Consider the following 13,216-nt stretch of genomic DNA (forward strand, 5'->3'; position numbering starts at 1 on the left):
CACTAAAAACAATGCTCAAGTATAAATGCGAGAACGCAGGCGTATTGTTTGAAGAAGTCCAAGAAGCCTATACCACCCAAATCTGTTCGTGCTGCGGTGAGATCACCTCAAGTAGTCCCAAAGGTAGTACAGATCTTGGAATAAGAGAATGGGAGTGCATGAGCTGTGGTACAGCTCATGATCGAGATATAAACTCAGCTTTAAACATTCTTGCGCTTGGGCATAAGCGTCTAGCTGTAGGAATCACCCTCTTTTAAGGGGGGGAGGATGTCAAAACCTCAAAACCGAGCACATGATTTTACTGCATCTACCTCACCCTGAAAATGAAATCAAAGGTGGGGCATTGAAAGCTGTAAAGCAAGCACTCAAGCAGGAGGGTTTTTTATGAGTTATTTTAAATACAAAGGTTATCTCGGGACGATTGAACCAGACCTTGAAACAGGTGAGTTGTTTGGAAAATTGGCGTTCATTCGAGATCTTATTACTTATGAGGCTGAAACCTTAAAAACACTTGAGCAAGCTTTTCAGGAATCGGTAGATGGATATTTAGATTCTTGTGCAGAATTAGGGAAGAAACCCGATCAGCCATTCAAGGGAACATTTAATGTTCGTATCAGTCCTGAGTTACATCGCAAAGCTGTTTTAGCTTCGGAAGATAGTTCTTTGAATGCATTTGTGAGTGATGCAATTCAAGAGAAATTAATGCGCTTAGGTGGATGATTTTATCAATGCTATAAATTTTGTTCTATATTCAATTTAAAGCATAGCGACCCATTGTTATACAGATCGCTATGCTTTTTTGTGTGAAAACTACTTCTTCTTACGTTTCAAGCGTTTCTTCGCTTGTTGTGCAGCAAGTGCCTCCAAAGCCTCACGCAATTCTTCATCACTAAAGGTGGTGATGTGTTGCAGCATCTGCAAAGTCACATCATCCAACACCAAATTGGCGTATTGTGCGACGTTTTTAAAGTTATCATCAAACACAATCGCATTGTCACTGTTGGTGCTGATATAACCTTGCTGAGTTAAGACTTTAATAAAGCTTTGGAACAAGGCTTTGTCAAAGAATTCAGGTGAGTTGAATTCATACAGCACCGACAAACGCTGACCGACCAAATGGCTGAGTTCTTCGACCTGACGTGCCGAAATATTGCCTGAGCCGCGTTGTGTAATCAGCGCCAGTGTCATGTAATAACGCTCTAAACTCTGCATTACAGGTGCAGCCAATACTACCAACTGGTTATGGTCTTCACTATTTGGTGCAGGTGAAATTAAGTTGCCTTCCGCATCTTCAGAAATCAATTTGGCCTGAATTAACGCTTCTACATAGGCACAAATCCGTTCTTTGAGTTCCTGATCTTGCCATTTCAAGAACAACTCAGCTTTCAGGAACGGATATAAAGTACGAATGACGTTGATTAAATCACCACGACGAATCGAACCATTATGTTTCACCAATGCTGCAATTAAAGATGGTAAGACAAAGGCATGCAAAATATTGTTGCGGAAGTAGGTGAGTAACACCGCCTGATGGTCTTCAATCGCGATAATATCGCCCAAAACGTGCTGCACTCGTTTAATCAGTTTGAGTTTTAAGCCGTAGGCAATAATTTCTTTACCTGATAATGGTGTGACTTGAGTGCGCTCATCATAAGGCAGGGCAGTGAGCAGATTACGGTAAGTGTCTAACTGCTTCACACAAATTTCTTCATCCAAGGTATGTTTTGGTGTTGCCAGTAAAATCAGCGATAACAAAGATACCGGGTTAATTACCGCAGCACGGTTAATGTTTTCCAAAATCGCATGTGCTGAAGTATTCACTGCATCTGACACTTGTGGTGGAATAGGATCATCATTTTTTTCAATGCTGATGTGTTCGGCATCGTGTTGTTTTAGAACATCATCTAAAAACACAGGTTCGCCAAAATTGACATGCACCTTGCCAAAAATCCGTTCAATCTTGCGCATGGTTTTTAAAATGCCCATTAGCGATTCAGATTCTTTTGGCTTGCCTTGCATTTCACCGACATAGGTTGAACCTTCCATCAGGCGTTCATAACCAATATAAGTTGGCACAAAAGCAATCGGTTTAGCACGACCACGCAAATGACTGTGAATGGTCATGGCGAGCATGCCTGTTTTTGGTGGCAACAAGCGGCCTGTACGTGAACGTCCACCTTCAATAAAGTATTCAAGCGGCGTGTTACGCGACAAAATACTGAATAAATATTCTTTAAAGACGGTTGTGTATAAGCCGTTGCCACGGAAAGTACGACGGATAAAAAACGCACCGCCACCACGAAGCAATTGACCTACAAATGGCATATTCAGGTTATCGCCCGCAGCAATGTACGGCACCATCATGCCGCGTTTGTAAATCACATAAGACAGCAATAAATAGTCGATATGACTGCGGTGACATGGGGTATAGATAATTTCATAGTCTTTGGCCAGTTCGCGCACGGTACTAAAATTATGCACTTCCACGCCATCGTACAATTGTGTCCATAAGCGGGTCAGTGCCATATCGGCAAAGCGTACCGCTGCATGAGAGTAGTCCGACACGATTTCATTTAAATAACCAATCGCACGACGCTCGGCTTCAATCACGCTAATTTTACTGCGTAAACTTTCACGACGAATGGCATCTTGCACATCGGGAGATTTAATCAGACTGAGCATGACATTGCGGCGGTCAGACAAGTCTGGGCCAAGTACGACTTCACGTTGTCCATCTAAGTAATTATTTAGAGTGTTAACAATAAAGGTCGCAGGCGACAGGTTCGGATGCTCAGTTTTGGCATGTTCAATTAAAGCGCGTAATGATTGTGGCTCGTGAAATTCCAAATAAGACTGACGACCATGCACCCCAATATTCATTAACTGCTTGACTGTGCCAGGCGTTGCCCACGTATCGGTAAACAGTAGTTTAAACCACGAATCCTCTTTGTCTGGAGAACGTCCCCACAACACGGTCACAGGTACCAATTCAATATCAAGTTCTGGGTGTTGTTCTAATTGTTCAATTAAACGTAACAAGCGTGGCGGAAAAGCATAAGGTGGTGGATTGAGTAGGTTGTTCTCATCGTGATGCTGTAAAAACAGAATCGAGGCTTTTTCTTTATGTGAACCCATCACCAATGGATCAAGCGCAGGCGTGAGTTTTAAGCGACGTGTTTCGCCATCGACCACCAAGGCATTGCTGCGTGAGTGATTTTGCAATACGTAGCAAGTTATCTTGGTGCGAGTGGCATTTGAGTCTACACTTTGCGCATCCTTGACAGGGACTTCACCCAAAACATGCGGTGTCACCACAAGGTCAAGCAGCTTACCAGAAAGCTGACGATACATTTGACCAAAACCACGCTTGGACATATTCACTCCTACTTCATCACCTAAGTCCCTAGCCAGTAGGGAATTTATTTTGCGTCATTGTATCTAATAATCGCGCTGCATTTTTAGATAATTTGCATGAATATTGTTAGATTTTATCGTTAAAAATCGTATTTTTAGCAAAATTGATCGGCTAAGTTGTGACACAGCGGTCAGTCTTTGATGGGTAAAAGATGCAGAATCTATGGCAAAATAGCAGGCTTAAAATAGTCAGTTTATTTTGACGATTTATTTTTTCATCGACTTCGATCCCGCATCCCCAATTTCCGCCATACATAGGTTAGTTATGAACGCACTCACACAAGAGCTGGTTGAACTTCTTTGTTTAGAAAAGTTAGAAGAAAATATCTACCGAGGTATCAGTCGTAACTTGGTGGGTAAACGTGTTTTTGGTGGACAGGTTTTGGGACAGGCTTTACGTGCTGCATCTTATACCACTGATCGTCCTGCGCACTCATTGCATGCCTATTTCTTGTTTGGTGGCGATGTCAACGCACCTATTATTTATGAAGTTGACCGTTTGCGTGATGGTAAAAGTTTTTCTAGCCGTCAAGTACGTGCCATTCAGCATGGGCGTACCATTTTTACTGCGATGGTGTCCTTTGCGCCGTTGGAAGACGGTCTGAATTATCAAATTTCAGAGCCAAACTATCCTGCAGCAGAAGCTTTAAAAAACGAAGCGGAACTCAAACAGCATATTGTCGAGTTTGTACCTGAAAATGTGCGTGCCAGTTTTATGCGTGATCGCTTGGTGGAGATTCGCCCGATTAATCCGAGCAATCCATTTTTACCGCAGCCTGAAGAACCTGCTTATGCACACTACATTCGTACCCATGACAGCATTTCACCAGAGGTGGATGAAGTGTCTTTGCATCAGGCAATTGCGGCATTTTATTCAGACTTCACGTTAATGACCACAGCACTGCGTCCGCATGGTTTGAGCTATTTATCACCAAGTTTGCAGTGTGCCAGTATTGACCATGCCATGTATTTCCATAAACCGTTCCGTGTGGATGACTGGATGCTGTACGACATGGAAGCCACCATTAGCACTAGTTCGCGTGGTTTGAACTTTGGGCGCATGTGGCAAAATGGTGAATTGGTGTGTAGCACCAGTCAGGAAGGCTTGATTCGTTTACGTGAAATCGAAACGCAATAAAATATAGCCTTTAAAATCTACATTCATCAGCCGACATTCATGTCGGCTTTTTTACATCCTGAAGCACGATCTGAACCTAATCAAAGTGCGCTAGAAAAATAATACTCGATTCAATTTCAGCCACATGGCATAGTCCACACATCACATTAAAAAACTCAATTGCGTATGAGCCTCAATACACAAATTCTAATTGCCGCAATTTTGGGTGTGGTGTTTGGTTTTATTCTGAATCTATTTCCAGACAGCACATTTTTTAGCGCCAGTTTGTATGGCATTGGTTTAATGAGCAGTATTTTTATTGGTTTATTAAAAATGCTGCTGATCCCACTAATTTTTAGCTCAATTGTGGTCGGTGTGTCGAACTTACAGGCTGTAGGGCAATTGAGTCGAGTCTGGAAAATTACGTTGGCGTGTTGTGTCACCACCACGACTTTGGCTTTAATTTTAGGTTTGGCGTGTGCGCATTTATTTGCAGTGGGTAAAGGCGTAGATATTGTGATGTTTCAAGATGCTATGGCGCAGCATCAAAGCCCAGACACGCTTACGCCGTCTTCGTTTTTTACCAATTTCATTCAAAACACCTTAATCAATCCGTTTAAAGCTTTTGCCGAGGGTAATGTTTTGGCAGTGGTGATATTTGCCTTATTGGTGGGTGTGGCGCTGGTCAAAGGCGGGGAGCACTTTAAAACGGTACGTAAACTCAGTCAGCAATTTTTTGAAATTATGATGTTGATGATTGGCTGGGTAATGAAACTGGCACCTTTGGGGATTTTTGCTTTATTGGCTAAGTTGGTTGCAACCGAAGATATTTCAGTCCTGAGTCGTTTGGCAGAGTTTGCTGCAGTGGTCACGGGCACCACGATTTTTCATGGTGTGGTGGTCTTGCCTTTGCTGTTGTGGATATTTGGCAAAATGGATCCGATCACCTTTTTTAAAGGCACACGTGCTGCCTTAATTACGGCTTTTGCCACCAGTTCCAGTTCTGCCACTATGCCACTTTCGATGAAATGTGCGCAGGAAAATTTAGGTGTGCGTCCGCAAACTGCAGGCTTTGTGATCCCGTTAGGTACACAACTGAATATGGATGGAACGGCATTGTATGAAGCTGCAGCGGCTTTGTTTGTTGCCAATTTAATGGGGCTGGATTTAAGTTTAGGACAGCAATTAATTGTCTGTGCCACAGCCATGATCGCTTCTTTGGGCGCGCCTGGTATTCCAAGCGCAGGTATGGTGACGATGATTATGGTATTACAATCGGTGGGCTTGCCTGCAGAAGCGATTGCGATTTTATTGCCGATCGACCGTTTGTTGGATACTGTGCGTACTGTGGTCAATGTGCAGGGCGATATGATGATTAGTGTGGTGGTCGATCGGCATACTCGTGATGACCCTGCACTGCATTCCTGATAATGGGTTTAAAATCGAATCAAGTTTTCAGCATCATCCTGTTTTATTGTGCTATGTAAAGACATGAGCCAAAGCAGATTAATCCCAACATGGGCTGTAGGCCACTTCCCAAATATGACCATCTAAGTCCTGAAAATAACCTGCATAACCGCCGTAAAAGGTGCTCTGTGCAGGTTTTAAAATTTTCGCACCTGCATTTTTTGCTTGTTTCAATACCTGATCGACCTCGAGTGGGCTATGTACATTATGTCCTAAAGTGATTTGTGCAGCACTGCTGGCTGTACCTGTTAAGCCTGTATCTTGTTGTAAACTTTGTTTAGACCATAAAGCCAGTTTTAAGCCTGCTTGCAGTTCAAAAAAGACCACCGCACCTTGTTCAAATTCCTGTCCAATAATGCCTTCAGTTACAAGTCCTAAGCCGTCGCGGTAAAAATCGAGTGCACGTTGTAAATCTTCTACCGCTAAGGTAATCACTGAAATGTGTGCCTGCATGTTTGATCTCCTTATCTTATGTAATTGTTTAAGCGTTTAATTGTTATGATCTTGACAGTAGGGCATTTCTGGCTGCGTTGTAAAGTGCAACTTTGGTGGTGAGAGAGATTGTGATTACGGCGTAAAACTGAAAGTGGACATACAAATAAAAAGTCCTATTCGAGATTGAACGAATAGGACTTTATGTTATAGACCAATAGTCAGTAATTTAACGGACTATTTGGTTTTGGTATCAGATGTGGCTGGATCGTCTATATCTAAAGATTCAGGCTGATCAACATCAACATCAACATCAACATCAACATCAACATCATCGCCAGTCGCTTCTGGAATGCTGTCTAAATCAAATTGATGCGCTTGTTCTAAGGTGAAGTTCAAACGACCGCCCATCACACTCGCAAGCTCTTCCAAACCTTGTTTGTTGAGTGATGAAAATAATTGAATCGAGAAATCTAGTTTCATCTTTTTCAACTGCTGTTTGACTTCAAGCAATACTTTATTGGCAGGGCCGCGGTTGAGTTTGTCCGATTTGGTGAGCAATACATGCACGAACAATTTACGTGAATATGCCCACTCCAGCATCATCACATCAAAGTGCTGTAAGGGATGGCGAATATCCATCAGTAACACCAAGCCTTGTAAACTTTTACGATGAATCAAATAATTTTCGAGTTCTTTTTGCCACACAATTTTCATGGCTTCAGGTACGGCTGCATAACCATAACCGGGTAAATCGACCAAACGCTGTTCGGGGTTGCCCAAACTAAAGAAGTTGATCATTTGAGTACGACCCGGTTTTTTAGAAGCACGTGCCAATTGTTTTTGATTGGTTAAAGCATTAATTGCACTGGACTTACCTGCGTTGGAGCGTCCTGCAAAAGCCACTTCGTAGCCAGTATCTTCTACACATAAATTCAGTTTAGGCGCACTCATTAAAAACTCGGCTTTACGCAGCCAGTTTAAGGCGCGAACAGAGTATTCAGTAATGGCAGGGTCTACTTTTTTCTCGTAGCTAATTTTCTGCCGTGGCTGTGCTGCTGCCTTACTGTTTTTCGATTTTCCTCTGCTATGGTGCATAACTTAACTTCAATTCATGGTCTACAAACAGGCATTATAAAGCAAGTCATACAGGCAAGCGACCTTTGCGCCCTGAATGCCCGAAAAAAGCAACATCTAGGATGATATTGCTTTGACCGTTTAAGTTACTTTAAAGATGAATCAGCGGGATTGGAGATTGTGTACTGAACTGTAAATTGGGTACAGGCTGTAGCACTTCACCCAAGCTGTATTGATCTAAGCTTTGATAAAACTGTTCCATTGCCTGATTGAGAATGCCTTTTAGTCCACATTGCGCACGCAGCACGCAGGGCGGGGTATTACACTCTACAATTTGATTTTCACCTTGCAGGATTCTCACCACATGACCTAAACGCAAAGGCAATGCTTCAGGATGCAAGCGAATCCCGCCACCTTTACCACGAGTGGTAATTAGCCATCCTTGCTTACCCATAAAGTGAACGATTTTTACCAGATGGTTCTGGGAAACATGCAAATCCTGTGCAATTTCCGCAATGGTATAGGGTACATCTCGAGGACGCGAGATATACATTAAAATACGCAGCGCATAGTCGGTGAATTTATTTAATTGCATGATCGCACAGATGTTTTTTTTAAATACAAATAAATTAAGGCTAGTCTAGCATAACTAGACTAGCCTTACCTATTAGCTTTTAACGCTTTAGATTAGTGGCGAACACCACCTGTACCAAACGCTTCGCTATGGATTTGCTCATCTTTGATGCCACGCGCAAGTAAAGCTTTACGCTGTTCTGCCATGAATGGCATTGGACCACATAAGTAGTAATCTGCATCGGCTGGTAACAGCGCTGCATCTACAGTGCTGAGGTCTAAACGACCTGCAACATCGTAATCTTGACCCAGTACATCACCTTCGTTCGGGAACTCATACGCAGTCAACGTATGAATACGTGGACATTTTGCAGTTAAGTCTTGGAGATGCTGTTTCATGGCATGTACTTGTTTGCTACGACATGCGTGAATAAATGTCACAGGTTGTGGCACATCTAAAGTCACCAATTGATTCAACATTGCAATCATTGGTGTTAAGCCAACGCCGCCACTAATGAAGACATTGCGTTTGTTGCTGTCGATGAGGAAGAAGTTACCTGTTGGTGCAGATACTTCAACTTCAGAACCTTCTGGTAATTGGTGCAATACGTTCGATACCCAACCTGCAACTTTATCTGCACCATTGCCTGGCTCACGTTTTACAGAAATACGTAAGTAATCTTGTTGTGGGCTAGTCGATAGCGTGTATTGACGTGGTTGCTTCAAGCCAAGTTCAGGTACAAATACGCGTACTGAAATATATTGACCTGCTTCGTATTTTGGTAAATCGCCACCATCTACTGGCTCGAAGTAGATTGAAGTGATTTCGTCACTTTCTACAACTTTCTTGGCAATTTTGAAATTACGCCAGCCTAACCAGCTGCCTTTAGTTTGTTCGTGTTGTTCGTAGATTGCACGTTCAGCATTAATAAACACTTCTGCTAACTGACCATAAGCAGCTGCCCATGCATCAATTAGAGGATCTTCCATTGAAATATTTAATACTTCGCTAATAGAGTGAAGTAGGTTTTCGCCCACAATATTATAGTCAGGTGCTTGAATGTTTAAGCTCACGTGTTTGTGGGCAATCAATTCAATCACAGGCGCAAGCACAGAAGGATCTTCAATGTTTTCAGCATAAGCCAATACAGCACCTGCAAGCGCTTGAGCCTGCGCACCACTACGTTGGTGACCCATGTTAAAGGTTTCTTTTAGATCAGGATTATTCCCCAACATGCGGTTATAGAAATAACCAGTCAGTGCGACACCATTTTCACGGAGTACAGGAACAGTTGCTTTTACAAGGTCAATTTGCTGTGGAGTCATGTTCGATCTCTCATGGCTGTTATTTATAAGATGTATTCAAAATACATCTTATAAATAAGGATTGCAAACATTTTTTTGTGAAACCTTAAAAAAAATATGGATTATAAAAATATCCCATTATTTTTAAAGTTTTTATGGGGTTTGTAGATGTGACAGCGAGAGGTTTGTAAGTGTTCATTTAGGTTTTGGATGGTGCATCCATGAATGAAATCTATACAAACCTCATCGTTTATAACATGCTATTTCTTACCAAATAATGACCCTAACAAACCTCGTACAATTTTCTGCCCAGTAGAACCGCCTAAGCTGCGTGCTGCGCTTTTGGCAAAGGTACCCACAATATCTTGAGTCAGTTTTTCACGCTGTTTGGCAGCGCGTTCTGCTTCTTTTTGCTGTTCGCGGGCTAGACGTTCTTGCTCGCGCGCTTGTTGTTTGGCGAGTGCTTCGGCTTCTTTTGCCTCTTGCTTGGCGCGAGCTTCAGCTTCTTTGGCTTCAATTTTAGCTTGTTCTGCTGCTGCGGCTAGTTGCTGACGTTGTTCAACTTTTTGTTGCAGCATTTCATAAGCACTTTCACGATCTAATTGCTGCTCATACACACCTGCAATAACACTCTGGCTGATACAGGCTTGACGTTCTTCTGTGCTAATTGGGCTAAACGATGAGTAGGGCGGCATTACCCAAGCGCGTTCTACAATTTGCGGTGTGCCTTGTTCATCTAAGCAACTAATTAAGGCTTCACCTACCGCAAGTTCGGTAATGGCTTGTTCAACTTTAAAGTCTGGGTTGGCACGGAATGTATCTGCGGCAGTTTTTACTGCTTTTTGGTCTTTGGGTGTAAAAGCACGTAAGGCATGCTGAACACGGTTACCCAATTGTCCCAATACGCTTTCAGGCAAGTCCAGCGGGTTTTGGGTCACAAAATAAATCCCCACGCCTTTAGAGCGAATTAAGCGTACCACTTGTTCAATTTTTTCTTGTAGCGCGCTGCTGGCATTGTCAAATAACAAGTGTGCTTCATCAAAAAAGAACACCAGTTTTGGCTTGTCCATATCGCCCACTTCAGGCAATTGTTCAAACAGTTCTGATAACATCCATAATAAAAAGGTGGCGTACAGTTTTGGCGTGTTCATGAGTTTGTCTGCAGCCAAAACATTAATATTGCCGCGTCCCTGACTGTCAGTTTGAATAAAATCCAAAATATCCAAACTCGGCTCACCAAAGAATTTATCACCGCCCTGATCAGCTAAAGCCAGTAAATTGCGCTGAATCGCACCCAAACTGGCTGGAGAAAGATTGCCATACTCAGCTTTAAATTCACTGGCGTGTTCGCTGACATAGGTCAGCATGGCTTTTAAATCTTTAAAATCAATCAGTAATAAACCCTGATCATCGGCAATACGGAATACCGCAGACAACACGCCCTCTTGGGTGTCATTCAGGTTCAGCATTTGCGCCAATAATAACGGGCCAATTTCAGAAATGGTGGTACGAATCGGATGACCTTGTTCGGCAAATAAATCCCAAAACACCACAGGAGATGCTGCAAACGGAATGCTTTCGATACCTAAGCTCTTAATACGTGCATCAAACTTTGGGCTGCTGCTGCCTGCTTTGGCTAGACTGGAAACATCGCCTTTGGCATCGGCTAAAAATACGGGTACACCAATTCGTGAAAAGCTTTCTGCCAGTACCTTTAATGTTACGGTCTTGCCGGTACCTGTTGCCCCAGCAATCAGGCCATGACGGTTGGCAAGCTGAGAATGCAGCACGATATCCTGTGTGGTATCGGCGGTTTTTTTAGCAATAACGATTGGTGTATTCATTGACTTGAAAACCTCTATATAAATTTTTGTCTTTTGGAATACTTAAATTTCCCTTATGCACGGATTCGTGATTTAAGCCTCTTTTTTGGTTTATTGTGTTACATGTTAAGGTATTTTTACTTTATTGTTGAAATTGTATCCATTTTTTTTGTAATATTCACCATTCATTTTATTTTTAATAACATTATGAAAAATAAAATTTTAATTTAATAGCTTTTATTAAATAGTTTGAAAACGGTTAGAGGGTATAAATGAAACTTAACAAACAATTATTAGCAATGTTAGTGGGAACATCTGTATTTTTAACGGCATGTGGTGGTGATTCAGATAGCTCAATATCTACAAAGCCTACTGATCCAGTTCAACCAGAACAGCCAGACGAAACGCTTACTACTATTCAAGATGTTGCAACTGTAGTAAGTGAAAAGGCAAATATTGCAGTTTTTGGTGCAGTGAATCCTAAATATTTTACAGAGACAGCATTAACATCAGGTCGGACTGTTTTATTGTTAGATGATAATGTGACAAAAGCAGCTGGATTTGCTTCACAGGTTGATTTAACTGCTTCATCGGCACAGAATCAAGCGAAAGTGAGATCCGTTGTATTAAATCAAAATTTAGATGAATTTAGTAAATTCTATTTAGCTGCATTTACTGATGCTCTTATCCAGCAAAATGCAAAAGTCAATATTTTAACTAATCGTGTATCTACGAATGCTCAAGGTGAAGTGGTTAATGTAATCTTGGATATTGATTTTTCTAATGCCAATGAACTGACTAAAGTTCGTGATCTGTTGTTATCTGTATTAAATTCAAATTCATCTGTTACTACTCCTGTAGCCGTACAAGCAAGTGATAAAAAATTACGTCTCAATCTATCTTTTTGGCTTGCAAACCAATTAGGTTATATTTGGGGAAATACTTACGTAGCGAGTAATAGTGATCAAGTTAACCAAGTATATGGTGATTTGAATATTGCTAGTGCTTTAAGTAGCAATGCGGTTATTGAAGTGGCTACAGTAAAAGAAACTTTTACTCAAACAACACAATCTGCAAATGCGGTTGACATTTTATGGAATATTGATTCTTCAGGTTCAATGTCTGAAGAACAGCGTAACTTGGCTAATGGTGCTGCACAGTTCTTTAAATCATTGAATCAAGCAGGTGTAGATTATCGTTTAGCAGTGAATACGCAGGATGCGTACGCATGTAAGTCGCTTAGAACTTTAAAAGATAAAACGACTAATTTTATTGATAGAAATACACCTGATGCAGAGCAAGAGTGGGCAACCTTGGCTCAACCTGGAACTTATGGTTCAGCTACTGAAACAGGTTTTTACTGCGTTCGTGAAGCAGATTTGACTGGTTTTGACCGTCCAAACGTGAAGAATTTAGTGGTGTTTGTTTCAGATGAGCCTGAAAATGAAACATATTGGCAGTCCAGTCCAGTATATAGTAACTATACACGACGAGATTTTAATGATTATAAAAATTATTTCTTGTCTACAAACACTACCTACTTTTCGATTGTAGGTACATCTGATCATATTCGTCCAACTTTTGCAGATCCTACAATTTCTTGGAGTACACCAGGATTCGAATGTAATGGTCAAGGTGGATCAGCAGAGGGCGGTGGTCATTTTAAAGAGATTGCACGGTTGACTGGTGGGGCTTCTGCTTCAATTTGTGCGGATGCCACAAGCTGGAATGTAGTATTTGATGACATTATTCGTGTAGCAACCGGTCTTGCAAGTCAGTTTAGTTTAAAACAGGTACCAGTACCTTCAACTGTTAAAGTGACAGTAAATGGTCAAAATGTTGCGCGTGATACAACACATCGACAAGGCTTTGATCTAGTTTATAGTAATTCTGGCGTAAGTTTAGTGTTCTATGGAACAGCTTTACCAAAAGCAGGTGAGACTGTTTCAGTAAGCTATGATTACTTTAAGTAAAGCGAAACAATAATGTAAAAAATTGGGCAAATTGC

General features: G+C 41.6%; 11 protein-coding genes. 5 read left to right on the top strand and 6 right to left on the bottom strand.

The window, feature by feature from the left end; all coding sequences use genetic code 11:
* Together FTU39_RS06465 and FTU39_RS06470 are read left to right on the top strand one after the other, a co-directional pair.
* The coding region (locus FTU39_RS06465; protein WP_179988826.1) for a zinc ribbon domain-containing protein at positions 1-257 on the top strand (257 nt) is incomplete at its 5' end.
* 127 nt (positions 258-384) lie between these two features.
* A complete protein-coding gene (locus FTU39_RS06470) occupies positions 385-720 on the top strand; it encodes a type II toxin-antitoxin system HicB family antitoxin (RefSeq protein ID WP_180051893.1) in 336 nt (111 codons plus the stop codon).
* A gap of 90 nt (positions 721-810) precedes the next feature.
* Here FTU39_RS06470 and plsB read toward each other — a convergent pair whose 3' ends face one another.
* Complete coding sequence (gene plsB, locus FTU39_RS06475) at positions 811-3,375, bottom strand: glycerol-3-phosphate 1-O-acyltransferase PlsB (protein ID WP_004974675.1); 2,565 nt, start codon at positions 3,373-3,375, stop codon at positions 811-813.
* A gap of 304 nt (positions 3,376-3,679) precedes the next feature.
* Here plsB and FTU39_RS06480 point away from each other — a divergent pair, with 304 nt between their 5' ends.
* Entirely contained in the window at positions 3,680-4,552 is an 873-nt protein-coding gene (locus tag FTU39_RS06480; RefSeq protein WP_154320299.1) for an acyl-CoA thioesterase II, read from the top strand.
* Positions 4,553-4,717: 165 nt separating this feature from the next.
* On the top strand, positions 4,718-5,959 hold the full coding sequence (locus FTU39_RS06485) for a dicarboxylate/amino acid:cation symporter (RefSeq protein ID WP_004974680.1): 1,242 nt from the start codon (positions 4,718-4,720) through the stop codon (positions 5,957-5,959).
* Between the two features lie 78 nt (positions 5,960-6,037).
* Here FTU39_RS06485 and FTU39_RS06490 read toward each other — a convergent pair whose 3' ends face one another.
* The 5 genes from FTU39_RS06490 to FTU39_RS06510 all read right to left on the bottom strand — a co-directional run bounded on the left by FTU39_RS06490 (position 6,038) and on the right by FTU39_RS06510 (position 11,229).
* Positions 6,038-6,451 carry a VOC family protein gene (locus tag FTU39_RS06490; RefSeq protein WP_019836869.1) on the bottom strand — a complete coding sequence of 138 codons (414 nt, stop codon included), beginning with the start codon at positions 6,449-6,451 and terminating at the stop codon, positions 6,038-6,040.
* Between the two features lie 216 nt (positions 6,452-6,667).
* A complete protein-coding gene (gene yihA, locus FTU39_RS06495) occupies positions 6,668-7,528 on the bottom strand; it encodes a ribosome biogenesis GTP-binding protein YihA/YsxC (protein ID WP_179993942.1) in 861 nt (286 codons plus the stop codon).
* A 130-nt stretch (positions 7,529-7,658) separates the two neighbouring features.
* The gene (locus FTU39_RS06500) at positions 7,659-8,102 is read right to left on the bottom strand and encodes an Rrf2 family transcriptional regulator (RefSeq protein ID WP_004974689.1); all 444 of its coding nucleotides are present in this window, start codon (positions 8,100-8,102) and stop codon (positions 7,659-7,661) included.
* A 92-nt stretch (positions 8,103-8,194) separates the two neighbouring features.
* Complete coding sequence (gene hmpA, locus FTU39_RS06505) at positions 8,195-9,406, bottom strand: NO-inducible flavohemoprotein (protein ID WP_004974691.1); 1,212 nt, start codon at positions 9,404-9,406, stop codon at positions 8,195-8,197.
* Between the two features lie 239 nt (positions 9,407-9,645).
* The gene (locus tag FTU39_RS06510) at positions 9,646-11,229 is read right to left on the bottom strand and encodes a helicase HerA-like domain-containing protein (RefSeq protein ID WP_178866857.1); all 1,584 of its coding nucleotides are present in this window, start codon (positions 11,227-11,229) and stop codon (positions 9,646-9,648) included.
* Positions 11,230-11,480: 251 nt separating this feature from the next.
* Here FTU39_RS06510 and FTU39_RS13830 point away from each other — a divergent pair, with 251 nt between their 5' ends.
* On the top strand, positions 11,481-13,181 hold the full coding sequence (locus FTU39_RS13830) for a hypothetical protein (protein ID WP_257224401.1): 1,701 nt from the start codon (positions 11,481-11,483) through the stop codon (positions 13,179-13,181).
* The last annotated feature ends 35 nt before the right edge of the window (positions 13,182-13,216 follow it).

The organism is Acinetobacter sp. YH12099 (assembly GCF_013419195.1).
Classification (GTDB): domain Bacteria; phylum Pseudomonadota; class Gammaproteobacteria; order Pseudomonadales; family Moraxellaceae; genus Acinetobacter; species Acinetobacter towneri.